This window comes from Citrobacter sp. Cb028 (assembly GCF_030336705.1).
In the GTDB taxonomy this organism is placed as follows: domain Bacteria; phylum Pseudomonadota; class Gammaproteobacteria; order Enterobacterales; family Enterobacteriaceae; genus Citrobacter; species Citrobacter braakii.
Map to the genome: position 1 here is coordinate 79,781 of NZ_JAOWCZ010000036.1, position 25,211 is coordinate 104,991.

Below are 25,211 nucleotides of genomic sequence, written 5' to 3' on the forward strand. Positions count from 1 at the left end.
GATATCTATTTCAAACGATAGTAAAGCTCACGGTATGACTTCGCCGCGACTTGCCAGCTAAAACCCATGGTCATGGCCTGACGTTGTACAAACCGCCACAGCGAAGGCCGGGACCACAATACGAAAGCACGCCGGATCGCGCGTAGCAGCGACCAGGCATTACTATCTTCAAATACAAACCCACTGGCGATACCATCCGCCAGGTTTTCCAGCGAACTGTCAGAGACCGTATCAGCCAGCCCACCGGTGCGCCGCACCAGCGGCAGCGTGCCGTACTTCAGTCCATACAACTGCGTTAAGCCACACGGCTCAAAACGGCTGGGGACCAATATAACGTCGGCCCCACCCATGATGCGGTGCGAGAAGGCTTCGTGATAGCCAATCTGTACGCCCACCTGTCCAGGATGTTCCGCCGCCGCGGCGAGGAAACCTTCCTGTAAAACCGGATCGCCCGCGCCGAGTAATGCCAGTTGTCCACCCTGCTCTAACAACCCCGGTAGCGCTTCCAGTACCAGATCCAGCCCTTTCTGACTGGTCAGGCGGCTGACTACGGCAAATAGCGGCACTTTGTCGTTAACCTTAAGTCCCATCGCGATCTGTAGCTGGCGTTTGTTCTCCGCCTTCTCTTCCAGCGTTTCACGCGTATACCGCGACGCAAGCAGCAGATCGGTTTCCGGGCTCCAGATTTTTTCATCAACGCCGTTCAGCACACCGGAAAGACGTCCTTCACGATGACGCTGCTGCAACAGACCTTCCATGCCGTAGGCAAACTGCGGCTCGGTAATTTCCCGCGCGTAGGTCGGACTGACCGCCGTAATGTGGTCGGCGTAGTACAACCCGGCCTTCAGGAAAGAAATCTGCCCGTTAAACTCCAGTCCGTGCACGTTAAAGAACGACCATGGCAATTGGATGTCATCCATATGCTTTGCATAAAACATGCCTTGATACGCCAGGTTGTGCACGGTGAACACCGATTTCGCCGGATGGCCGCGCGCCGCCAGATACGCCGGGGCCAGACCGGCATGCCAGTCGTGCGCATGCACCACATCCGGGCGCCAGAATGGGTCAAAGCCACAGGCCATTTCACTGCCGACCCAACCCAGCAGCGCAAAACGCAGCACGTTATCGGTATATGCAAACAGGTTAGTGTCGTGATACGGGCTACCGGGACGGTCATAGAGATGCGGCGCGTCAATCAGGTAAATGCCCACACCGTTGAAATGCCCGAACAGCAGCGTAATACGTCCGGCGAAGGTATCGCGACGCGTCACTACCTGCGCATCGGGAATGCCGCGACGGATATCAGGAAACGCCGGGAGCAGCACGCGGGCATCCACACCGTCCGCGATTTGCGCTGCGGGTAACGCCCCAATAACATCCGCCAGTCCCCCGGTTTTTAACAAAGGGAACATCTCTGAACAAACGTGTAAAACCTGCATTATCGCTCCTGTTTGATCTGCAGTTTGCGCAGCATTTCACGCGTGACCAGTACAATACCTTCCTCTGAACGGTAGAAACGACGAGCATCTTCTTCCGCGTTTTCACCAATCACCATGCCTTCAGGAATAACGCAGGCGCGGTCGATAATGCAACGACGTAAGCGGCACGAACGTCCCACCCACACTTCAGGTAACAACACTGCCGAATCAATGTTACAGAATGAATTCACCCGCACTCGCGGGAACAAAACGGACTGCACTACCACCGAACCAGAAATAATACAGCCGCCGGAAACCAGCGAGTTCAGCGTCATTCCGTGGCTACCGGAACGGTCCTGAACAAATTTCGCCGGCGGCAGTGATTCCATATGCGTACGGATTGGCCAGTCCTGGTCGTACATATCCAGTTCAGGCGTCACCGAAGCCAGATCGAGGTTTGCTTTCCAGTAGGCTTCCAGCGTTCCCACATCGCGCCAGTACGGCTCGGATTCCGGGTCAGACTGTACGCAGGACAATGGGAATGGATGAGCATATGCCATGCCAGCTTCGGTGATTTTCGGGATGATGTCTTTGCCAAAATCGTGACTGGATTTTTCATCGAGATCATCTTCCGCCAGCAGTTCATACAGATAATCGGCGTCGAAGATGTAGATCCCCATACTGGCAAGCGATTTGGTCGGATCATTAGGCATCGCTGGCGGGTTGGCAGGTTTTTCAACGAACTCGATAATTTTATCGGTGTCGTCCACGTCCATTACGCCAAACGCGCTGGCCTCTTCAATAGGCACTGGCATACAGGCCACTGTGCAACGCGCGCCTTTCTCAACGTGGTCGATCAGCATGCGTGAGTAGTCCTGCTTATAAATATGATCGCCCGCGAGGATCACCACATATTCCGCTTTATAGCGGCGAATGATGTCCAGGTTTTGGGTCACCGCATCCGCCGTACCGCGATACCAGTTTTCACCCTGCATCCTCTGCTGGGCAGGCAGCAGATCGACGAACTCGTTCATCTCTTCACTAAAGAACGACCAGCCGCGCTGAATATGCTGCACCAGCGTGTGTGACTGGTACTGAGTGATCACGCCGATACGGCGGATCCCGGAATTAAGACAGTTGGATAAGGCAAAATCGATAATGCGGAACTTACCGCCAAAGTGCACGGCAGGCTTGGCACGCTTATTGGTTAAATCTTTCAGGCGAGTACCGCGGCCACCGGCCAGGATCAGGGCAACAGATTTTAATGGCAGCTGGCGCGCCAACATTACACGATCGTTCTTCTCTAAACTTACCATGACTAACTCCTTTTTATCTTCTCTGGAACACACACAGTCCGTGCGCAGGTCCCTGCCAGACCGCCGTAAGCACCGGATTATCCTCTCCGGCAAATGGGGGAATGGCGTGCCATTCCCCTTCAGGTAAAACGATATCTGTCACCTCAAGCGTGGCGTTTATTGCAATCAGGAAACGATCTGAAAGCAGGATTTGCATCTGTCTCGGGTCGTTATGCCACTCATCCGCACTTAAGGGTTGTGCGTACTTATTCAGCCAACGAACATTGCCATCGCCCTCTTCCCACCAGCAATCGCCTGTTAATGCAGGTATTTGCCGGCGCAGATGAATCAACGCGGCGGTAAATGTGGTTAGCCCACTGTTTGCCTGCTGCCAGTCCAGCCAGGTTAAGGCGTTATCCTGGCAGTAAGCGTTATTATTACCGTGCTGGCTATGACCATGCTCATCACCCGCCAGCAGCATCGGCGTTCCCTGGGAGAGCAACAGCGTGGTTAACAGCGCATGAATGCTGTCGCGCCGCCGCTCAATCAGGTCCAGCGAGCCGCCTAATCCTTCTTTACCATGATTGTCGCTGTAGTTATTGCTAGTGCCGTCGCGATTTTCCTCACCATTCGCTTCATTGTGCTTATTTGTGAAGCAAACGCAGTCGCGTAGCGTAAAACCGTCATGCGCGGTCACCAGATTGACCGTGGCGCTGGGATTGCGGCCCGGGCGTTTAAACACGTCGCTGGATGCGGCAAAACGTCCGGCAAACTCGCCCAACGAAAGATTACGCTGGAGCCAAAAACGTCGCGTTGCATCGCGGAAATGGTCGTTCCACTCGGCAAACGGCGGGGGGAAATTCCCCACCTGATACCCGCCTTCACCAATATCCCACGGTTCCGCAATCAGCTTGGTGCGTGAGAGCAGCGGACAGTTTTGGATCGCGGTAAACAGCGGAGCATCCTGACGAAACTCAGGCGTACGCCCCATGACGGAAGCCAAATCAAAACGAAAACCATCCACATGGCAGGTTTCAACCCAGTAGCGCAGGCACTCGCATGCGTATTCCACAACGCCAGGATGGCTCAGATTGATGGTGTTCCCACAACCGGTCCAGTTGTAGTAATCGCCATCATCTCTGATCCAATAATAGCTACGGTTATCAATTCCGCGCAGCGAGAAGACAGGTCCTTCGAGATCCAGCTCGGCGCTGTGGTTTAAAACGATGTCGAGAATGACCTCAATACCCGCTTTATGCAGCGCTTTTACCGCGTCGCGAAACTCATCAAGCGCACTCTCCGGCGAGCTGGCATAGGCCGGATGCAGCGCATACATCGCCACCGGGTTGTAGCCCCAGTAGTTTGACAGGCCCAGTCGCTGAAGCCGCGGTTCGCTGGCGAAATGCGCCACCGGTAACAGCTCCAGCGCGGTAATGCCGAGGCGCTTGAAATAGTCGATCATCACCGGATGACCCAGCGCTTTGTAGGTCCCGCGCATCTCTTCCGGCAGGTCAGGATGCAAATACGTCAGCCCTTTGACATGCGCTTCGTAAATTACGGTATTGCCCCACGGCGTGCGCGGCGGGGCATCATCCTCCCAGTCATAATGGTCGGACACCACCACGCCCTTCAGCGCGATGGCGGCATTATCATGATGATCCGGTTCATTCAGCCCACCGTGCAGCAGTGGGTTATCTTTTAACTCGCCATCCACCCGACGCGCGCAAGGGTCAAGCAGCAGTTTCGCCGGATTAAACCGGTGGCCCTGCTGCGGTTGCCACGGACCATGTACGCGATAGCCATAGCGTAGACCGGGACGGGCGTTGGCCAGATAGCCGTGCCAGACATCGCCGCTACGCCCCGGCAGGTCGTAGCGGAGTTCGCAGCCTTGCTCATCGAATACGCATAATTCAACGCGTTCAGCGTGGGCCGAAAAGAGGGTGAAATTGACGCCATGGCCGTCATACGTTGCACCATGGGGGGTGGCGTTGCCGGTTGCCAGTTGCGTCATTATCCCTCCCGCACCAGCCAGATCGTTGCCAGCGGTGGCAACGTCAGGCTCAGTGAGTGCTGACGACCATGACTGGCGATTTCATCGCTGTGCACCGCGCCGCCGTTACCGGTATTGCTACCGTGATAATGCATCGAGTCGGTATTGAGGATCTCGCGCCATTTGCCCGGCTGATTGATACCGAAGCGATAGCCGTGGCGAGGCACTGGCGTAAAGTTGCTGATAACGATGATTTCATTACCGACTTTGTCACGACGAACGAAAGCCAGCACCGAACGTTCTTTGTCATCCACCACCAGCCACTCGAAGCCATAGGCGTCAAAATCAAGCTCGTGCAGCGCTTTGTGATGACGATAAGTAAGGTTCAGATCGCGCACCAAACGCTGTACGCCGTGGTGCCAGTTATCGCCGCCTTCCAGCAGATGCCAGTCGAGGCTGGCGTCATGGTTCCACTCACGCCCCTGAGCAAACTCGTTGCCCATAAACAGCAGTTTCTTGCCCGGGAAGGCCCACATCCAGCCGTAGTAGGCGCGCAGGTTGGCAAACTTCTGCCATGCGTCCCCCGGCATGCGATCGAGAATTGATTTTTTACCGTGTACCACTTCATCGTGCGACAGCGGCAGGACAAAGTTTTCGGTGTAGTTGTACAGCATGCCGAAGGTCAGCTTATCGTGATGGAACTGACGATGAACCGGATCCAACTTCATGTAGTCCAGCGTGTCGTGCATCCAGCCGAGGTTCCACTTATACCAGAATCCTAAACCGCCCATATCCTGTGGCCTTGAAACGCCGGCAAAGTCGGTGGACTCTTCCGCCATGCTCACGGCCCCCGGCACCTGCTCGCCAAGAATACGGTTGGTATTGCGTAAAAACTCAATGGCTTCGAGGTTTTCACGACCGCCAAATTCGTTCGGGACCCACTCCCCTTCTTTACGGCTGTAGTCGCGATAAATCATCGACGCCACGGCATCTACGCGCAGCGCATCGATACCAAAACGTTCAATCCAGTACAGGGCATTGCCTACCAGATAGTTACTGACTTCACGGCGACCGTAGTTGTAGATCAGCGTGTTCCAGTCCTGGTGATACCCTTCGCGCGGGTCGCTGTGCTCATACAGATTGGTGCCATCAAACTCTGCCAGACCAAAGTCGTCCGACGGGAAATGGCCCGGCACCCAGTCGAGAATGACGTTCAGTCCGGCCTGATGCGCGGCATTCACAAAATAGCGGAAATCATCACGCGTCCCGAAACGACGGGTCGGCGCATACATACCGGTAGGTTGGTAGCCCCAGCTACCGTCGAACGGATGCTCATTAATCGGCAACAGTTCGAGATGGGTAAAGCCCATCCACTTGACGTAAGGCACCAGTTGATCCGCCAGTTCGCGGTAGCTCAGCCAGAAGTTGTTATCGGTATGACGACGCCATGAGCCCAGGTGCACTTCATAGATAGAGATCGGCGCATCAAACTGGTTGGCTTTTTTTCGCTCCTCGCTTTGCACCACTTTTTCCGGCAGACCGCAGATAAGCGACGCGGTTTCCGGGCGCATTTGCGCTTCGAAGGCGTAAGGGTCCGCTTTGATTCGCAGCTTACCATTCGCATCGATCATCTCGTATTTATACAGTTGACCATGCTGCGCGCCGGGGATAAACAGCTCCCAGATACCGCTTTCTTTGCGCAGGCGCATCGGGTGGCGACGTCCATCCCAGTAGTTGAACTGCCCAACCACTGACACGCGTTGAGCGTTAGGCGCCCAGACGGAGAAGCGCGTACCGGTTACGCCATCCATGGTATCCGCATGCGCGCCCAACGTTTCGTAAGGTCGCAGGTGCGTACCTTCAGATAACAGCCAGGCATCCATATCCTGGATCAGCGGGCCAAAACGATAAGGGTCATCAATCAGATTCTCCTGTCCATGCCAGACAACAGCTAACTGATAGCGAAAGAAATTTTTACGGCGGGGAAGTACAGCACAGAAAAAACCGCGAGAGTCGAGGCAGTCCAGCTTGCCGACTTTGCGTCCGGTTTTGGGTTCGATCACCCACACTTCGGTGGCGTCAGGTAATAGGGCGCGGACTTCAAGTCCAGCGTCAGTTTGGTGCATACCGAGTACGGAAAAAGGATCCGCAAAATGGCCTGCAATTAGCGCATTAATCACGTCTCTATCGATACGAACGGACATGGTTGTCATCCTGTTTTATGGTGTCACGCCTTCCAACTGATCTTCGACATCAGGTAGTGACACTTTTTTTGACCTGAACGGCGCAGCACAATTGTGCATCCTCTCTGCGTCGTCCCACCTTCAGGCAACAACTTAATACCTCCGGTACTAAGTCACCCTTAAAGAATAGCCAATGCTTTATCTTACTCCTGGTAAAAAATGAAACATCTGCGCTTACTCCTGTATTACGCAAAAAAATGGGTGACTCAGCACCCATTGTTAAAACACGCAATCACTCTGCCGGAGAGCCGTATTGACTGATCCGGCCAGGTGGTTCGCGTCGTTTGTAGGCCTGATAAACGTGGCGTCATCAGGCAGTCCCACATTACGCCAACTGACGCAGCATACGGCGCAATGGCTCTGCAGCACCCCACAGCAACTGGTCGCCCACGGTAAAGGCTGACAGGAACTCCGGTCCCATATTCAGCTTACGCAGACGGCCTACTGGCGTGGTCAGCGTGCCGGTAACGGCCGCCGGGGTTAACTCACGCATGGTGATATCCCGATCGTTTGGCACGACTTTGGCCCACGGATTGTGCGCTGCCAGCAGTTCTTCCACGGTCGGAATAGACACATCTTTTTTCAGTTTAATGGTGAACGCCTGGCTGTGGCAGCGCAGCGCACCTACGCGCACGCACAGACCATCAACCGGGATCACGGAAGAGGTGTTAAGAATTTTGTTGGTTTCAGCCTGTCCCTTCCACTCTTCGCGGCTCTGACCGTTATCAAGTTGTTTGTCGATCCACGGAATCAGGCTACCGGCCAGCGGTACGCCAAAGTTATCAACCGGCAGTTCACCACTGCGGGACAGGGTCGTCACTTTACGTTCGATATCGAGAATAGCAGAGGAAGGGGTTGCCAGTTCATCGGCCACATGGCCATACAGATGCCCCATCTGGGACAACAGTTCGCGCATATGGCGCGCGCCGCCGCCGGAGGCCGCCTGATAGGTCGCCACGGAAACCCAGTCAACCAGGTCATTGGCAAACAGGCCACCGAGGGACATCAGCATCAGGCTAACGGTACAGTTACCGCCGACAAAGGTCTTAATACCTTTGTTCAGGCCGTCAGTGATGACATCCTGGTTAACCGGATCGAGAATGATGATGGCATCGTCTTTCATACGCAGCGAAGAGGCCGCGTCAATCCAGTAACCCTGCCAACCGCTTTCACGAAGCTTTGGATAGATTTCGTTGGTATAATCGCCGCCCTGACAGGTCACGATGATATCGAGCGCCTTCAGCGCATCCAGATCAAAAGCGTCCTGAAGCGTGCCGGTCGTGGTTCCACCGAATGTCGGTGCCGCCTGCCCGAGCTGGGAAGTAGAAAAGAAAACAGGGCGAATGGCGTCGAAGTCACGCTCCTCAACCATGCGTTGCATGAGAACAGAGCCGACCATACCGCGCCAGCCGATAAAACCAACATTTTTCATAGCGTTTTTCCTGCAGAGATGTGTGCTGTGTATGCTAACCAGTATCCTACTGGCCTATCCTTCACCATACAAAAAGCAGCCAAAGTCGCAAGTGAAATTAATCAATGATAGCGAAGCCATCAGTAATGCGACTTATCCCGCTGCGCAAGCAAGCAGAAAGTCCGCAGTAATTATCAGGGAATTTGAGTTATGAATGAAATCATTTCAGCGGCAGTTTTATTGATCCTTATTATGGACCCGCTCGGAAATCTGCCCATTTTCATGTCCGTATTGAAACATACCGAACCAAAACGCCGCCGCGCGATTATGATTCGCGAGCTGTTCATTGCGCTGTTGGTGATGCTGATATTCCTGTTTGCTGGCGAGAAAATACTGGCATTTCTTAACCTGCGCGCGGAAACCGTTTCGATCTCCGGGGGCATCATTTTGTTCCTGATCGCCATCAAGATGATTTTCCCCAGCGCCACCGGGAATAGCACCGGGCTTCCGGCAGGCGAAGAGCCGTTTATCGTGCCACTGGCGATCCCGCTGGTAGCGGGTCCAACAATCCTGGCTTCATTAATGCTGTTATCACATCAGTATCCGAACCAGATGGGGCATCTGGTGATTGCGCTGCTGATCGCCTGGGGTGGTACTTTTGTGATTTTGCTGCAGTCTTCGCTGTTTTTACGCCTGCTGGGCGAGAAAGGGGTGAACGCACTGGAGCGCCTGATGGGGCTGATTCTGGTGATGATGGCTACCCAGATGTTCCTCGACGGCGTAAGGATGTGGATGAAGGGGTAATCTCTCCTTTTTGGCTCAGATAGCATGTTACCCGGAGAACAGTTCCGTTCACGTCATGCTCATTGCTTCTCTGAGATCTCGTCACCAGTGAACGTGTTAAGGGGGCTACGCAGCCCCCTTAACAATCCAGGCTCTCCGGCACCGCTGTAATTTCAGGTATTCCTTACGCTTTTAACTCGCTGAAAAAACGTATTTTCATTTCTGCGAGGTGCCTTCCGGAATGCCCTCTTGTCAGCATCGCGGATAAACATTATCTTCTCGCTGCACCTGCAAAATCAGGTGCCAGAATTAGCCTTCTGAAAATCATACTGGCGACATATACTTCTATGTCGTGCGACCGATTTCGTCTCAATGGCGGGTCGAGCGGGGGCGTCGCAAGACGCGCCGGTATCCAGTATGACCGGTAAGGCTAACTCCGCTTGATTCCGCCACCCGCGAGATTAGCCTCTCCGGTGGTGGTTTAAATAAAACATACTGGAGGCTGCCCTATGGCGACTACCCCTCTCTTTTCACACTCTTTATTTACCCTGCCCTTTAGCCATGCCACGGATTTCACCGAACTGGCGGATAACTGCGAGCGTTTTGTCGAAGGGCTGGTTGAATGCCATGACCCGGTTGAAAAACTGGCGATTTGTGCACGTCTGTCGGCCTGTCTCGCGTTATTGCAACCGACCTTAACGGAGCCTGTACCGCAGCATCTGCAAGCGAGCCTGACGGTAGAAACATTCCCGACCCGTTTTCCCCTTTTCGAGCCGGAACCAGACCAGATGGGGCGCTACTGTCAGTTATTAACACACCTGCTGATGAGTAAAACGCTGTCTGACGAGATGGAACGAGTGGCGGGTGACTTACTGCAGGATCTGGTGGGCTATTTCGCCGATACGCTAAAAGCGCCGCGCTGGCTGAAAACAGAAGAAGGGCTGGTCGTGCTATAAAAAAGCCGGATAGCGCTTGCGCTTACCCGGCCTACGATGTGGATGTGTGCTCATTTCCAGGCCCGGTAAGCGCAAGCGCCACCGGGCAATGCCATCAGCTCAACAGCTGAAAGGCAATCATACCGACAATCGCACCGACCGTGCCGAGGATGGTTTCCATCATCGTCCAGGTCTTCAGCGTTTGCGCTTCGGTCGCACCGGTAAATTTACCGAACAACCAGAAACCGGCGTCGTTAACGTGGCTGACCACGATAGAGCCGCCCGCGATACAGATAGACAGTGCCGCCATCTGGGCACCGGAGTAGTTCAGTTGCTCAATCACCGGCATCACCAGACCGACCGCCGTTAAGCAGGCCACGGTCGCGGAACCCTGAATGATACGCACCGCCGCCGCCAGCACGAAGCAGGTGATGGCAATCGGCAGGCCCATACCGGTTAACGCTTCGCCCAGCGCCGGACCGACGCCAGAATCAACCAGAACCTGTTTGAACACACCGCCCGCACCAATCACCAGCAGAATAATCCCCGCTGGCTGCAGCGCATGACCACAGATCTCCATCACGCGGTCTTTTGGCATGCCCTGGCGTACCGCCAGACCGTAAATCGCCACCAGACAGGCAACCAGAATCGCGGTAAACGGGTGACCGATAAACTCGAACCATTCATAGGTTGTAGAACCGACCGGAACAAAGCGTGCGGCGATAGTTTTCAGCCCCACCAGAACCAGCGGCAGCAGGATAAGCGATAAGCTGAAGCCAAAGGATGGCATTTTGCCTTCGCCCAAATGCGGCTCGGAAATATCTTCCGGTACGTGCAGCTCGACGTAACGGCTGATGAAATTCCCCCACAGCGGCCCAGCGATAATCATGCCCGGAATCGCGGCACACAGGCCAATCAGGATCATCCAGCCAAAGTCGGCGTGCATCTGAGAGGCCAGCAGCATCGGCGCAGGCCCAGGCAGCAGGAATGCCGCAGCCGCCGCTACGCCCGCAAACAGCGGGATCACAAGCTTAACCAGGTTTGTCCCCGTATGGCGCGCCATTGAGAATGCCACGCTAATCAGCAGCACAATCGCCACCTCAAAGAATAGCGGCAGCGCACAAATCAGACCGGCCAGGCCAATCGCATAATGTGCGCGGCTGTGACCGAAGGATTTCAGCATTTTGACGGCAATCTGATCGACAGCGCCGGTCTCATGCAAAATCTTGCCGAACATCGCCCCCAGCGCCACAACAATCGCCAGGAAACCGAGCGTGCCTCCCATCCCTTTTTCCATGGTCGCCGCGATTTTATCGAGCGGCATACCGGAAAAGAGACCTGCACCAATGGATACCACCATCAAAGCAACGAAGGCGTGCATACGCGCCTTCATCACTAAAAACAGCAGTAATAAAACAGACCCTACTGCTGTTAAAACAAGCGTTAATGTACTCACTACTTACTGCCCTGGTTAATAACCTCAATGGTGCTGGCGACCACACCGTCCAGTGGTTGATCGATATCGACCACCAGTACATCGTTTTCATTCGCACCCGGTTCTTCCAGCGCTTCAAACTGGGTCACCAGCATCTGCGTTTTGAAGAAGTGGCCTTTACGCGCTTTCAGGCGGCTTTCGATAACGTCAAAATCCCCTTTCAGATAGATGAAAGAGAGGTTCGGGTTACCGTCGCGTAGCTGGTCGCGGTAGACTTTTTTCAGGGCGGAACAGACGATCAGCGAAACCTTGTTGGTACGCTGCATCGCAAAGGCGGCGTCATTCAACGCCTGTAACCACGGTTTGCGGTCGTCATCGTTGAGTGGCTCACCAGAAGCCATTTTCATGATGTTGCTGCGCGGATGGAGAAAATCGCCATCAAGAAACGCGGCCTGCAGTTGATGCGCCACTTCGCTGGCGACAGCAGATTTACCGCTGCCCGATACGCCCATCAGAACGTAAACGTGGTGATCATGATTAGTCGTGCTCAAAGCGTTGCCCCCACTGGTACAAGAATCAGGAAATTGTTACGGGTAACTGTTATCGGTAACATTGTCCAGCCGGATAAATAGAGAAGCAATATCCATTCGTGCTCGAAGTGTATAAGTGTGAGCTACTTCAAACTTGTTGGCTTAAATAGATCCGCCCGGTGACAAGGTGAAACCTAAATCTAACATTTTAGGTGTGACGGCTTCACCGCGGATGCGCGCCAGCAGACGTTCTGCGCCAATGCTGCCCATGCGTTCACGCGGCGTGAGCACGCTCGCCAGACGCGGCTCCATCACCTGCCCGATGTCGTGACCGTGGAATCCGGCAATCGCCATGTCATCAGGGATTCTCAGCCCTAAACGCTGGCATTCGAAGGCCGCCCCTACCGCCAGGTCATCGTTGGTACAAAAGACACCATCGAGCTGCGGGTATTCACGCCGCGCCTGACGGATAAGTTCAATACCGGAGGAGTAGGAAGAAGACTGCTCCACCATCACGCTGTACGGCACCAGGTCGGCATCGCGCATTGCCTGCTCGTAGCCTCTCTGTTTGATGATAGTACGTTCATCAAGGCGTGCGCCAAGATAGGCAACATGACGGTGTCCGCGGGCGATGATAGCGGCTGTCATCTGACGCGCGGCTTCGAAGTTGTCGAAGCCCACGGCAATATCAAGACATGGGGACTGGCTGTCCATCAGCTCAACCACCGGGATACCGGCAACCTCAATCATTTTCAGCGTACGGGGCGTATGGCTACGTTCGGTGAGGATCAGGCCATCAATATTCCACGACAGCATCGATTCCAGACGCTCTTGTTCCATCTCAGGCTTATAGCCGTAGTGCGCCAGCATGGTTTGATAACCATGAGCGTCAGTGACAGCCTCAATGCCGCGTAGCACTTCAGCAAAAACCTGGTTAGTAAGAGACGGTAACAGCACGCCGATAGCGCGGCTGGTGGCGTTAGAAAGGATATCAGGAGCGCGATTGGGAATATAACCCAGCTCATCAAGTGCAGCGGCAATTTTGCCCCGCAGCGCCACGGAGACCTGCTCCGGGTTACGCAAAAAGCGGCTGACCGTCATTTTGGTCACGCCCACGCGGTCGGCTACATCCTGAAGTACGGGTCTTTTCTTTTTCATCGTCCTGAAGCGTTAAAAAGGGATAGATTCCCCCAGTTTACCACGGACGTGCGTGAACCTTCGCAGAGAAAAAAAGGAGTTTTTTATTGTGAGAAATACACAAAATCATTCGAGTTGCATCAAGGCGGCGACGCAGTAAATCCCCGGGAGCGTACATTAAGTACGCGACCGGGTGAGCGAGGAAAGCCAACACAGATGCAGCTTGAAGGATGCCGTGTATTTTTATACTGGCGGCAGATCAAACAACAACACTTCGCTGTCGCTGTCGGCATGAATAGAAATGGCCTGTTCATCCCAGATTGCCAGACCATCGCTGGTGGTCGCTTTGGTCCCGTTAATTGTCACGTTACCTTTTACTACCTGGATCCAGACGCGGCGTTCAGCGGCAATCTGATGCACCGACTGCTCATCTTTGATCAGTGCCCAACGGTACAGTTCCATATCCTGGTACACTTTCAGCGAGCCATCACGGGCATCCGGCGACAGCACCAGTTGTTTACCCTGAGCGGCATCAAAACGGCGCTGCTCATAGCGTGGGGTAATACCGTTTTCCTGCGGCATGATCCAAATCTGATACAGATGCAGCTTCTCAGTATTGCTCGGGTTGTACTCCGAGTGACGGATCCCCGTCCCGGCGCTCATTATCTGGAACTCACCGGCCGGAACCTGCTCTTTGTTCCCCATGCTGTCCTGATGTTCCACCGCGCCTTCCAGCACGTAAGTCAGGATTTCCATGTCTTTATGGGGATGAGTACCAAAGCCCTGACCTGCGTCGATCACGTCATCGTTAATCACGCGCAGTGCCGAGAACCCCATAAAATTTGGATCATAGTAGTTGGCAAAAGAGAAAGTATGCCAGGAATCGAGCCAGCCATGATTAGCGTGGCCACGGTCATTAGCTTTGCGTAAGTAGATCATTGTGTTCACCCCCAGATGTTTTCGATGGAGTAAGTGTGGACTCAATCCGCCGAGGATCATAGAGGGTGAAAATTGACTCCTCTGTTCAAAAAAAATGAACAAGCCCAGAGGAGTCTGCGCAAGCTATTTGGCGAGAGTTATCGTCGCCGGAGAAGCCTGTTCAAAGGCGCGTTCGAGGAGTTCCAGGTTGGTAAGAACTTCAGATTCCTTGACGTAATTAGGCGTACCGGCTGTCAGCGTCTGGTAAAGCGCATCATAGACGCGACCATAATCCCCCACTTCCGGCTGCACCTCTTCTTTTACCGTCAGGCCGTCATCGTTAACGTACTCCAGCATCCCAATGGAATCGTCAGCAGCGAAACCTTGCTCACCTGGCATGATATTGGCCTTCAGGCTGGTTTCCTGCTGGTCGATGCCGTACTTCACAAACGAGCCTTTGGTACCGTGAACGATAAACTTCGGATAGTCGATTTTCACCAAGTGACTGGTTTTAACAATGGCTTTCAGAGAGCCGTAGAACAGCTGTGCTTCAAAGGTATCGTCCGGGTTCGCTTTGTTGCGCAGGCTGCGGATGTCATAGGCCACGCAATCGGGACGACCGAACAGCGAGATAATCTGATCCATGGTGTGTACGCCCAGACCATAGAATGCGCCGTCCTGCGGCAGTCCCGGCTTGGTTTCCGCCTCGGGGCGGTAGTAATCGAAATGGCTTTCAACCTCAACAATTTCGCCGAGCTTGCCGCTCTCAATCGCTTTTTTAGCGGTGAGGAAGCAGGAATCAAAACGACGGTTCTGATATGGCGTAACGGTCAGCCCTTTGCTTTGCGCCAGTTCGAACAGTGCTTTTGCTTGCGCAAGCGTCGGCGTGAAGGGTTTCTCAACCAACACGTTTTTACCCGCTTCCAGCGCGCGTTTGGCGTATTCAAAATGGCTGTCAGCATGGGTACAGACGATCACCAGCTTCACCTGCGGATCGTTTAAGATCTCGTCAAGGTCACTGGTGAAGTGAATATGTGAATATTGTGGCGCCTGCTCTTCCGGCTTGGCGTGGCGGCGAAAAATGTGCGCGACATGCCAGCTATTTTTGCGGTTGAGGACGTACGGCAAATGGTAGCGAGTGGTGCTTTTACCAAAACCAATAAATGCGCAGTGTAAGGTCATGAGACGATCCTTTCGAAGGTGATTGTCTACACCATAGCGCAAAGCGGCTGGAGACTGAATGTTGGATTCTTTGCCGGATGGCGCTTGAACTGCACCACAGGGCGACAGGATCGGCCGTCGGCGTCGCAGGCAGTTTGTTCACGGCAAGCGCGCAGGGCCCGGAGCGTACTAAATGTACGTGAGGAGCACGAGCACTTCCCGGGGACGAAATGGCAAGTAAGCCAGGCAGACACAAAACCTCAAAAAAAAAGCCAGCAAAAGCTGGCTAAAGTAATACTGGAAGCAATGTGAGCAATGTCGTGCTTTCAGGTTCTCCGTAGGGGTTCCCCTGAACGCAGAGCAATAATAATCATTCTCATTCGCACTTGTCTACTTCTTTTTGCAAAAAAATGCAGTTGACGGAATTTTCTTTCTCAGCGAGTGTAAATACACAATTAACCCTGCTGGAGATAAGGAATGAGTGAGATAGTGATACGCCACGCTGAACCGAAAGATTACGACGCAATTCGTCAGATCCACGCCCAGCCGGAGGTGTACCACAACACGCTACAGGTTCCTCATCCTTCCCTCGAGATGTGGCAAGCGAGGCTAACCGAGCAAGCCGGGGTCAAACAACTGGTTGCCTGCATTGACGATATCGTCGTGGGGCATCTCTGTATTGAAGTCGCGCAACGCCCGCGGCGCAGCCACGTGGCCGATTTTGGTATCTGCGTGGATGCACGGTGGCACAATCGCGGCGTTGCCAGCGCGTTGATTCGCACGATGATCGACATGTGCGACAACTGGCTGCGCGTCGAACGTATTGAGCTAACGGTATTTGTTGATAATGAGCCGGCCGTGGCGGTGTATAAGAAATACGGCTTTGAAATCGAAGGCACAGGTAAGAAATACGGCCTGCGCAACGGTGAATACGTTGATGCCTACTTTATGGCGCGCGTGAAATAAAATTAAGGGCGAGTCTTATCGCCCTTCTTATTGAAAGGACGCAAGAGTGAAAAAGTACCTTCCCCTGGTGTTGCTGGCAGCACTCTCCCCTGCTTTCGCCACTACCGTACAAAATCTCGATTCCGTGCCCAGCGCTATTCAACACCCGGAAGGTAAACAGATTTTTGCTGAGCAAATGGCGGGAGCAACCCCTGCCAAAGGATTTGGCGAGCTTCCACAGGGATTATCTGAGAACGCGTGGATTGCCTGGGTTGCGCCGAATGAAGATCCTGACAACCTGATCCTCACGGGTGCCAAAGCCTGGGGCAAAGACGGCAAATATATCGGTGTCGCCTGTTTCGCCGACAATCCGGCCGACGCCGGGCAGGCAAAGAAATACGCGGATAACAACTGTCCGGAAAACTACAGCAACGGGCACGCCAATAAATTATATCTCGGCGTTTTTTCCTGGCAGAACCAACAGCTAACGCCGATTGCACGCTCGGAAAAACCATTAAACCAACTCTCTGAGTGGAATAAAACCGCCGAAAAAGAGAGCGATGATGAGTCCGTCAGACCGTTGGCCTATTATACAAAACTGGATCTGGCACCGTACCGGATCGCACCCGATACGCTGGCGTTTGGGGTGCGCGGTGGATACTCTGAGGCGTATTCCGGCGGCGGCGCATTTTATGAAGTGCTGGAGCTCTATGCGATCAAAGACAACAGGATAATCAACGTGTATTCCGACCTTGTTTATCAATATACGGACATCGCCGGAGAGTGGAATAAAGACGGTACAAGACAGCACGACATCAGCGAAAGTAAATATATCCTCAAAATGCGTTCGGCAAAAACGCACGAGTTTTATGATTTAGAGCGCGTAAACCTGCAGGATAAAAGCAGCCAAATATTCCGCTGGTCTGAATCGCTGCAGCGATATGCGCCATTCATCATCGATAAAAGATAGCGGTGAAATCTTTGGTTTAGGCACTGCCTGGCCGCTGGAGAAATATTTACAAGACTACGAAGAGAGCAAAACAACACGAAGCTAAGGTTACCTGGAGACAATGAATTATAATAACTGCCATTGGGCCTTCCAAACCGGCCCTCTTCCAGCGAAGAGGGCCATTATCCTCAGTAACCCGCCGTTAAATCATCCACGGAACGCGGGTCGGACGCGCCATACAGTGCGCCATCCGGTCCAACCATAATGCTCTGCATGCTGCCCATCGCTTCTTTCAGCGCCACTTTCTGTCCTTTTTGCTCCAGCAGTTTGATTGTATCCGGGCTGAAGCCCTTCTCAATACGAAGCTCATCCGGCAACCACTGATGATGGAAGCGTGGTGCGTTGGTCGCTTCGGCGACGTTCATCCCAAAATCAATGCTGTTGACCACCATTTGCAGCACAGTAGTGATAATTCGACTCCCGCCTGGGCTGCCGGTAACCAGCCAGGTTTTCCCATCTTTTACCACGATAGTCGGCGACATAGATGACAGCGGACGCTTCTTCGGTCCGACCGCGTTGGCATCGCCGCCTACCAGACCGTATACGTTCGGTACGCCCGGCTTGGCAGAGAAGTCGTCCATTTCATTATTGAGCAGAATGCCAGTGTTACCCGCCACAATACCGGTCCCGAAGGTGGTATTCAGGGTATAGGTCACCGCCACGGCATTGCCGTCTTTATCCACCACCGAGAAGTGAGTGGTCTGATTGCTTTCATACGGGGCGAGCTTGCCAGGTTTAATCTGGCTGGAAGGCTTAGCCTTGTTGATATCAATCTGATCGGCAAGCGTTTTAGCATAGGCTTTGTTGGTCAATGCCTGCCACGGCACTTTCACAAAATCGGGATCGCCCAGATACTCCGAGCGGTCAGCGTAGGCATACTTCTCCGCTTCAGCCATGACCTGCATGGCGTCGGCGCTGCCAAATCCGTATTTCTTCATATCAAAGTTTTCAAGAATATTGAGGATCTGCACGATATGAATACCGCCAGAGGACGGCGGCGGCATGGAGAAGACCTGATACCCGCGATAGTCACCGCTAATCGGCGTACGCTCCACGGCTTTATAGCTGGCTAAGTCCTCTTTGGTCATCAACCCGCCGTTCTGCTGCATTTCCCCGGCGATCTGATCGGCAATGGCCCCTTTATAAAACGCATCCGGGCCGCTTTCGGCAATCATTTCCAGACTTTTCGCCAGGTTCTTTTGTACCAGCTTATCGCCTTTTTTCAGTGGCTCGCCGTCTTTCCAGAAAATGGCTTTGCTGTTCTCGTGATTAGGGAGCACTTCACTGCCATAGGTTTTCAGATCGTCGGCCAGTGCGTCATTAACCACAAAGCCCTCTTCCGCTAGCTTCATCGCCGGACGTACCACTTTGTTCAGCGGCATCGTGCCGTATTTCTCCAGCGCCAGCGAGAAACCCGCGACGGTACCCGGCGTACCGGATGCCAGATGCGACGTCAGCGACTTTTTCGCATCGGCGTTGCCCTGCTCATCAAGGAACATGTCGCGGGTCGCGCCAGCAGGGGCCATTTCGCGAAAATCAATCGCCGTGGTGTTACCGTCTTTGGTACGCAGCAGCATAAAACCGCCACCGCCCAGATTGCCCGCCTGGGGATGCGTCACCGCCAGCGCGTAGCCAACGGCCACGGCGGCATCGACAGCATTCCCACCCTGTTTAAGAATATCCACCCCCACCTGAGTGGCAAGCGCATCCACGGAGGCCACCATCCCCTGCTGCGCACGCACGGGATGGAACACATCCTCCTCAACACCGTATGATACCGGCGGCGGTGCAGCCGGAGCGGCAGCAACGCTAAAACAACTTCCTGAGAGCAGAGCAGCAATGGCTACCCGGCGTAAAAACGTCGGTTTTATCATCGTTATTCTCCAGATGTATGGGGGTCAGCCCCCACTAAGCCTGGTGCATAACTCTGAAATAATCATCGTAACGGCGAGAAAGGAGTAAACTTAAGAGATCCCCGAGAGGAGAAAAGCGATGAAACGACTCTTACTTTTAGCCATGCTGTTGCCGTTTGCAGGCTTTGCACAGCCCATCAACACCATGAATAACCCGAATCAACCCGGTTATCAGATCCCGAGCCAGCAGCGTATGCAAACCCAAATGCAATCGCAGCAGATTCAGCAGAAAGGGATGCTCAATCAGCAGTTGCAAACGCAGACGCGTATGCAACAACAGCATATGGAAAACCAAATCAATTCCAACTCCCAGCGCGTCCTTCAGTCTCAGCCTGGTGAGTTTAATTCCAGCCAGCAGCAAATGCTGCCCAACAGCAACGGTGGGATGTTAAGTGGACCCCGTAACCCGGACAGCTCGCTGAATAAGCAACATATGCTGTCGGAGAAAAAGAACGGCGACATGCTGAAGCCCTCCAGCACGCCGCAGCCTAACGTTCCGTTAAAAACAATTGGGCCTTAACAGGGCTGGAAATCCGGACCAATCATATCAATGGCATCGGTACAGATGCAGTCCACTCCCCAGCGTAGCAGTTCCGCCGCGCGCTGGGGTCGGTTGACGGTATACACCAGAATACGCAGCCCTGCGTCGCGCAGCGCATCCACGCGCGCTTCATCCAGCAGCTTGTGATTAAGATGAATAGAGACGCAGCCCAGCCGCGTTGTCAGCTCACGCCAGTCCCCGCGCCACTCATCAAGCAGTAAGCCTCTCGGCAGTTCAGGCGCCGCCTGCTGCGCCGCTGCAAGCGCGTCAATTTCAAAGGATGACAACAGCGGTGGTGTCATTCCCGCCCACAGTTCCCGAGCGGCCAGCGCTACGGCTTTGCCGGTTAACGTTCCGGTGCCGGTGGTAGGTTTAATTTCAATATTCGCCATCATACCGTGCTGACGGCAGCGCTCGGCCACTTGCGAGAGCAGCGGTAGCGGTTCGCCTTTAAACTCACCGCTAAACCAGCCACCGGCGTCCACGCGCAATAAATCCTGCCAGTTCAGCTCGCCTGCCACACCCCAACCATTGCTGGTGCGTTCCAGGTTGTCGTCATGCAGCAAGAAGATCTCACCGTCTTTCGACAATTTAGCGTCAAACTCAATCATGGTATGCCCGTATCGCGCCCCCATGTCGATCGCCGCCAGGGTGTTTTCCGGTGCCAGCTTACCGCCGCCGCGATGGGCGACGATATGGGGGTAAGGCCAGTTACTCATACGCGTTGTCCTGTTTCGCCATCAAAAAGATGCAGATGATTTTCCGGCAGATGCAGCCACAGCGTGCTGCCTGCCGTCGGGCGATGCTGATGCGCCAGTCGCACCACCAGCTTTTGCTCACCCCAACGTCCGTGTGCCAGATTATCCGCTCCCAGCATTTCCAGCGTGTCGACGACCAACGGCACGCCGCCTTCGGCCTGCGAGCTTAGCGCAATATGCTCCGGGCGGATACCCAACGTCATGTTGCGCCCACCAGACTCCCTCGCGCTTCTGCCGAGGGGCAACGTCATGCCGTCATCCAGCTCAAAATGGGTGCCCGAGGCGCTGATGCGCCCGTCCAGCAGATTCATCGCCGGGCTGCCGATAAAACTCGCCACAAAGCGGCTGGCAGGCTTTTCATATACTTCAACCGGCGTGCCGATCTGCTCGGCAATGCCTTTGTTCATCACCATCACCCGCTGGGCGAGGGTCATCGCTTCAACCTGATCGTGCGTCACATACAGTGAGGTGGTTTTCAGTCGGCGATGCAGATGTTGTAACTCCAGACGCATCTGTACGCGCAGCTTGGCATCGAGGTTAGACAGAGGCTCATCAAACAGGAATACCGCTGGGTCACGGACAATCGCCCGCCCCATCGCCACACGCTGGCGCTGACCGCCAGAAAGCTCGCACGGACGACGCTTGAGCAGTTCACCCAGCTCGAGAATACGCGCCGCCTCTTTCACCCGTTCGGCAATATGCTCCTTGCCCATCCCACGGATTTTCAGCCCCCAGGCCATATTTTCTTCCACGCTCATATGTGGGTAGAGCGCGTAATTCTGAAAGACCATCGCAATGCCGCGATCCTTAGGCTCCATTTCGGTGACGCGTTTATTATCAATCCAGATATCGCCGCCGCTCACCCGTTCAAGCCCGGCTACCATCCGTAGCAGCGTTGACTTACCGCAGCCGGATGGGCCAACCATCACGATAAATTCTCCGTCCGCGACATCCAGCGTCAGCGGTTTAATCACCTGGGTTTTGCCGTCCCAGCTTTTGGTTACTGCCTGTAGTTTTAAACCAGCCATTTTTATTTCTCACTATCGACCAGGCCACGTACGAAGGCACGCTGCATGGCTAACACGATGATTACCGGAGGGATGAGCGTCAGCAGCATGGCTGCCATTACCTGATTCCACTGCGTGGTGCCTTCACCAGTAGCAATCATGCCTTTGATACCTGCCACCGCAGTGCCCAAATTGACATCGGTAATAATTAACAACGGCCACAAATACTGGTTCCAGCCGTAGATAAAGGTGATCACAAACAGCGCCGCCAGATTGGTTTTTGACAGCGGTAGTACAATATCGCGGAAAAAACGCATCGGTGACGCGCCGTCAATACGCGCCGCCTCAACCAGTTCATCCGGCAGGGTCATAAAAAACTGCCGGAACAGGAACGTCGCAGTCGCCGATGCCATTAACGGCAGCGTCAGACCCGCATAGCTGTCGAGCATTTTCAGGTTGGCGATCACTTCCACCGTCGGGAAAATACGCACCTCGACCGGCAGCATCAGCGTGATAAAAATCATCCAGAAGAACAGGTTACGCAGTGGAAAGCGGAACCAGACGATGGCGAATGCGGAGAGCATAGAGACGGTGATTTTCCCTACTGTAATACTGAACGCCATGATGAAACTGTTGAGCATCATCAGCCAGAACGGCGCGCTGTTAACGCCCACGCCGTTGACCCAGATGTATTTCATGTTTTCCAGCAGCTGTGTGCCGGGAACCAGCGTCATCGGCGTTTCAAAGACTGCTTTGTTATCCAGCGTCGCCGCGACAAACGCGACGTACAGCGGAAACAGGATCACCATGATCCCCATAATCAACATGGCATGGCTGAATATTGTCAGCCCACGACGATTCTCAATCATTGGTAACGTACCTTACTTTCCACATAGCGGAACTGCACCACCGTCAAAATAATGACCAGGAACATCAGCACTACCGATTGGGCGGCCGAGGCGGAGAGATCCAGCCCGACAAAGCCTTCGCGATAGATCTTATAAATCAACGTAGTGGTCGCCTGTACCGGCCCACCCGCCGTGGCGGCATCGATCACCGGGAAGGTATCAAAGAAGGCATAAACCAGATTCACCACCAGCAGAAAGAAGCTGACCGGTGCAATCAGCGGCAGCGCCAGCTTAAAGAAGCGGCGAACCGGTCCCGCACCATCAATCGCGGCGGCTTCAATCAGCGACCGCGGAATAGACTGTAGTGCGGCAAAGAAGAACAGGAAGTTGTAACTAATCTGCTTCCAGACCGACGCAAACACCACCAGAAACATCGCCTGACCGCTGTTTTGCGCATGGTTCCAGTCATAGCCAAACTCACCGAGAAAATGGGTAATCAGCCCGCGTCCTGGGTTAAACAGGAAGATCCACAATACGGCGGCGACGGCGGGCGCGACGGCATAAGGCAACAGCATCAGCGTCTGGTAAAAACGGCTGCCGCGCACCACGTAATTCACCAGCGCCGCAAAAAATAACGACGCCAGCAAACCGCTTACCGTGACTAACGTACTGAACTTAATGGTGGTCCAGAATGAATCAAGGTAGTACGGGTCATGAAACAGCGCGATAAAGTTTTCCAGTCCGACAAACTGGCTAGAAAGACCAAACGGATCAACGGATTGTAGTGAGTACCACAGCGCTTCACCGGCGGGCCAGATAAAGAAAATAACGGTGATAACCAACTGCGGGGCCACCAGCAAATAGGGAAGCCAGCGCGAGCGGAACACCGGACGGGATGAAGACATGTAGGTTCTTTTCCTGGAAGGTGCCAGATTGCGGTGCACACACCGTATCCGGCCTACAAACTACACGCATTTGTAGGCCGGGTAAGTCGCAGCCGCCACCCGGCATTTCACATTACGATTTAGTCGATTGCTCAAAGCGGCGCAGTAACTGATTGCCACGCTCAACGGCAGCATCCAGCGCCTGCTGCGGGGTTTTCTTCCCGGTCCAGACGCTTTCCAGTTCTTCATCTACGATGGTGCGGATCTGCGGCATGTTGCCCAGACGCAGCCCTTTGGTGAACGGCAACGGTGGCTTGTTCAGCATCTGGCGGGTGGCGATATCAGCCCCAGGGTTCTTATCATAGAAGCCCTGCTCGCGGGTCAAGTCGTACGCGGCGGTGGTAATGGGCAGGTAGCCGGTCTTCTGGTGCCATTCGGCAGCAATTTCAGGCTTCGCCAGGAAGTTGAGGAACTGCGCCACGCCTTCGTAGGTTGCTTTGTCTTTACCCTGCATCACCCACAGGCTGGCTCCCCCGATAATCGCGTTCTGCGGCGCGCCCTTCACATCGGCATCGTACGGCATCATGCCGACGCCATAGTTGAATTTGGCGTAGTGGCGGATGTCAGCCAGAGAACCGGAAGAGGCGGTGGTAATGGCACAATCCCCGTTATAGAACTTCTCGGTAGACTCGTCTTTACGCCCGAAGTAGCTGAAATCCCCTTTTTTGTTCAACTCTTCCAGCAGGGCGATATGTTTCACCTGTTCCGGTTTATTGAATTCCAGCACCGCGTCAGTACCGTCAAAACCGTTGTTTTTGGTAGCCACCGGCAGACCATTCCAGGCGCTGAAGTTTTCAATCTGAATCCATCCCTGCCAGCCGCTGGCGTAGCCGCACTTCATGCCTGCTGCTTTCAGCTTCGCGGTGTATTCCGCCAGATCCTGCCAGGTTTTTGGCGGCTGCTCAGGGTCTAAACCGGCTTTTTTGAAGGCATCTTTGTTGTAGTACAGCACCGGCGTGGAGCTGTTAAACGGCTGGGAGAGTAAGTGTCCGCTTTTAGAGTCGGTGTAATAACCGGAAACCGTCGGCACGAACTGAGACTCATCGAAGTTAATACCAGCCTCTTTGAATACTTCATAGACCGGTTTAATGGCTTTCGAGGCCATCATCGTTGCCGTGCCCACTTCATAAACCTGCAGTAGCGCAGGTGCGTTTCCGGTACGGAAAGCCGCAATACCTGCGCTCAGGCTCTGCTCGTAGTTGCCTTTGTACTGCGGAACAATTTTGTAGTCGGGATTGGCGGCATTAAAACGTTGCGCCAGTGAATCAACTTCTTTACCCAGTTCACCTTCCATTGAATGCCAGAACGGGATAGTGGTGACGGCCAGAGCCTGACCTGCAAACGCCAGGCTAAGTGCCAGTCCTAAAGCTGTATGTCGTAACGATATCATCGGTTATCTCTCTTGTTGTGCCGGATGCGCGATATCACGCGTTTTATGCTCGCGGGGGTAACATGACATGCTCGAATGACAGAAAAATAACTTTTTTATTACAAAAAAAAGATAGTAAGGCGACAAACAGATGGCAAGGCGGTGAAAGCGTAGTGACAGGAAAATGCGGGGTGGTGCACAACAAAGCCGGGTAACGCTATGTCTTACCCGGCCAGGATGACGTTATCTGTTGCAGCCAGCAAAGAACATTAATCTTTACGCCAGCGTCGTTCATATTCATTCTGTAAACGCTGCTGTTCCCGCCGCTCACGTTCGCGCTGAATATCCGATTTCTCATCTTCCCAGCCCGGGCAGACAGAGGAGGTGAACACTTCACAGGGCGAGCTGGACTGCGCTAACGAGTTGTCCGGTTTCTCTTCCCAGATTGAAGGGTCGCGCGGGTCGAACGCTGGCGGTGTTAAGGCCAGGGTATTTGATGAAAGCGTCCAAAACAAACCGCCAATCATCATGCAGATACCGGAACGTATCATCCTTTCTCCATGTTCACTTTTATTATTGATAACTATTCTCAATAATAACATAGAGCAATAAAAAGGGGCC

At 53.9% G+C, this 25,211-nt stretch carries 21 protein-coding genes and 2 pseudogenes; 6 read left to right on the plus strand and 17 right to left on the minus strand.

Translation table 11 applies throughout. From position 1 onward, the window contains the following. Window positions 1-5: 5 nt before the first annotated feature. The 5 genes from glgA to asd form a co-directional block, all read right to left on the minus strand. Window positions 6-1,439, minus strand: a complete 1,434-nt coding sequence (gene glgA, locus OGV75_RS22460; protein ID WP_286481272.1) for a glycogen synthase GlgA — start codon at window positions 1,437-1,439, stop codon at window positions 6-8. Further along, complete coding sequence (gene glgC, locus OGV75_RS22465; RefSeq protein WP_016154815.1) at window positions 1,439-2,734, minus strand: glucose-1-phosphate adenylyltransferase; 1,296 nt, start codon at window positions 2,732-2,734, stop codon at window positions 1,439-1,441. The genes glgA and glgC overlap by 1 nt, the downstream gene beginning before the upstream one ends. Window positions 2,735-2,747: 13 nt before the next feature. Next, a complete protein-coding gene (gene glgX, locus OGV75_RS22470) occupies window positions 2,748-4,724 on the minus strand; it encodes a glycogen debranching protein GlgX (protein ID WP_286481274.1) in 1,977 nt (658 codons plus the stop codon). Further along, window positions 4,724-6,907 carry a 1,4-alpha-glucan branching enzyme gene (gene glgB, locus OGV75_RS22475; protein WP_016154817.1) on the minus strand — a complete coding sequence of 728 codons (2,184 nt, stop codon included), beginning with the start codon at window positions 6,905-6,907 and terminating at the stop codon, window positions 4,724-4,726. Before glgB ends, glgX begins: the two co-directional genes overlap by 1 nt. 364 nt (window positions 6,908-7,271) lie before the next feature. Continuing rightward, entirely contained in the window at window positions 7,272-8,378 is a 1,107-nt protein-coding gene (asd, locus tag OGV75_RS22480) for an aspartate-semialdehyde dehydrogenase (RefSeq protein ID WP_016154818.1), read from the minus strand. Between the two features lie 189 nt (window positions 8,379-8,567). Between asd and yhgN the strand changes: the two genes are divergently transcribed. Together yhgN and OGV75_RS22490 are read left to right on the plus strand one after the other, a co-directional pair. Further along, window positions 8,568-9,161: an NAAT family transporter YhgN gene (yhgN, locus tag OGV75_RS22485; protein WP_003023480.1), complete on the plus strand. Its 594-nt coding sequence runs from the start codon at window positions 8,568-8,570 to the stop codon at window positions 9,159-9,161. 488 nt (window positions 9,162-9,649) lie between these two features. Then, on the plus strand, window positions 9,650-10,096 hold the full coding sequence (locus tag OGV75_RS22490; RefSeq protein WP_016157653.1) for a hypothetical protein: 447 nt from the start codon (window positions 9,650-9,652) through the stop codon (window positions 10,094-10,096). 94 nt (window positions 10,097-10,190) lie between these two features. On the opposite strand, the gene gntU is transcribed toward OGV75_RS22490, so the two are convergent. The 5 genes from gntU to OGV75_RS22515 all read right to left on the minus strand — a co-directional run bounded on the left by gntU (window position 10,191) and on the right by OGV75_RS22515 (window position 15,277). Further along, window positions 10,191-11,531, minus strand: a complete 1,341-nt coding sequence (gene gntU / locus OGV75_RS22495; RefSeq protein ID WP_016154820.1) for a gluconate transporter — start codon at window positions 11,529-11,531, stop codon at window positions 10,191-10,193. Beyond that, entirely contained in the window at window positions 11,531-12,061 is a 531-nt protein-coding gene (gene gntK / locus OGV75_RS22500; protein WP_003023475.1) for a gluconokinase, read from the minus strand. The genes gntU and gntK overlap by 1 nt, the downstream gene beginning before the upstream one ends. Window positions 12,062-12,202: 141 nt before the next feature. Continuing rightward, window positions 12,203-13,198: a gluconate operon transcriptional repressor GntR gene (gntR, locus tag OGV75_RS22505; protein ID WP_016154821.1), complete on the minus strand. Its 996-nt coding sequence runs from the start codon at window positions 13,196-13,198 to the stop codon at window positions 12,203-12,205. A 222-nt stretch (window positions 13,199-13,420) separates the two neighbouring features. Further along, the gene (gene yhhW / locus OGV75_RS22510; RefSeq protein WP_016154822.1) at window positions 13,421-14,116 is read right to left on the minus strand and encodes a quercetin 2,3-dioxygenase; all 696 of its coding nucleotides are present in this window, start codon (window positions 14,114-14,116) and stop codon (window positions 13,421-13,423) included. Between the two features lie 123 nt (window positions 14,117-14,239). After that, the gene (locus tag OGV75_RS22515; protein WP_181547177.1) at window positions 14,240-15,277 is read right to left on the minus strand and encodes an oxidoreductase; all 1,038 of its coding nucleotides are present in this window, start codon (window positions 15,275-15,277) and stop codon (window positions 14,240-14,242) included. A 456-nt stretch (window positions 15,278-15,733) separates the two neighbouring features. On the opposite strand from OGV75_RS22515, the gene yhhY reads away from it, so the two are divergent. The 3 genes and pseudogenes from yhhY to OGV75_RS22525 form a co-directional block, all read left to right on the plus strand. Beyond that, window positions 15,734-16,222, plus strand: a complete 489-nt coding sequence (gene yhhY / locus OGV75_RS22520) for an N-acetyltransferase (protein WP_019078130.1) — start codon at window positions 15,734-15,736, stop codon at window positions 16,220-16,222. Window positions 16,223-16,268: 46 nt separating this feature from the next. Further along, window positions 16,269-17,150: pseudogene (locus OGV75_RS23585) on the plus strand (hypothetical protein); the annotation flags it as partial. Beyond that, window positions 17,145-17,256: pseudogene (locus tag OGV75_RS22525) on the plus strand (hypothetical protein); the annotation flags it as partial. The pseudogenes OGV75_RS23585 and OGV75_RS22525, both read left to right, overlap by 6 nt. Before the next feature lie 82 nt (window positions 17,257-17,338). Here OGV75_RS22525 and ggt read toward each other — a convergent pair. Next, window positions 17,339-19,084 carry a gamma-glutamyltransferase gene (gene ggt, locus OGV75_RS22530; RefSeq protein WP_286481277.1) on the minus strand — a complete coding sequence of 582 codons (1,746 nt, stop codon included), beginning with the start codon at window positions 19,082-19,084 and terminating at the stop codon, window positions 17,339-17,341. 118 nt (window positions 19,085-19,202) lie between these two features. Between ggt and OGV75_RS22535 the strand changes: the two genes are divergently transcribed. Further along, window positions 19,203-19,643 (plus strand): DUF2756 family protein, encoded by a 441-nt coding sequence (locus tag OGV75_RS22535; protein ID WP_016154827.1) that lies wholly within the window; start codon window positions 19,203-19,205, stop codon window positions 19,641-19,643. On the opposite strand, the gene ugpQ is transcribed toward OGV75_RS22535, so the two are convergent. The 6 genes from ugpQ to OGV75_RS22565 all read right to left on the minus strand — a co-directional run bounded on the left by ugpQ (window position 19,640) and on the right by OGV75_RS22565 (window position 25,141). Further along, a complete protein-coding gene (ugpQ, locus tag OGV75_RS22540; RefSeq protein ID WP_286481279.1) occupies window positions 19,640-20,383 on the minus strand; it encodes a glycerophosphodiester phosphodiesterase in 744 nt (247 codons plus the stop codon). The two genes, OGV75_RS22535 and ugpQ, sit on opposite strands and share 4 nt — an antisense overlap. Continuing rightward, complete coding sequence (locus OGV75_RS22545; protein WP_286481281.1) at window positions 20,380-21,450, minus strand: sn-glycerol-3-phosphate import ATP-binding protein UgpC; 1,071 nt, start codon at window positions 21,448-21,450, stop codon at window positions 20,380-20,382. The genes ugpQ and OGV75_RS22545 overlap by 4 nt, the downstream gene beginning before the upstream one ends. A 2-nt stretch (window positions 21,451-21,452) precedes the next feature. Next, complete coding sequence (gene ugpE, locus OGV75_RS22550) at window positions 21,453-22,298, minus strand: sn-glycerol-3-phosphate ABC transporter permease UgpE (RefSeq protein WP_003023450.1); 846 nt, start codon at window positions 22,296-22,298, stop codon at window positions 21,453-21,455. Further along, window positions 22,295-23,182 (minus strand): sn-glycerol-3-phosphate ABC transporter permease UgpA, encoded by an 888-nt coding sequence (ugpA, locus tag OGV75_RS22555; protein ID WP_213239358.1) that lies wholly within the window; start codon window positions 23,180-23,182, stop codon window positions 22,295-22,297. The genes ugpE and ugpA overlap by 4 nt, the downstream gene beginning before the upstream one ends. Before the next feature lie 112 nt (window positions 23,183-23,294). Next, a complete protein-coding gene (ugpB, locus tag OGV75_RS22560; protein ID WP_016154831.1) occupies window positions 23,295-24,611 on the minus strand; it encodes a sn-glycerol-3-phosphate ABC transporter substrate-binding protein UgpB in 1,317 nt (438 codons plus the stop codon). 248 nt (window positions 24,612-24,859) lie between these two features. Then, complete coding sequence (locus OGV75_RS22565) at window positions 24,860-25,141, minus strand: hypothetical protein (RefSeq protein ID WP_016157661.1); 282 nt, start codon at window positions 25,139-25,141, stop codon at window positions 24,860-24,862. Window positions 25,142-25,211 lie beyond the last annotated feature (70 nt).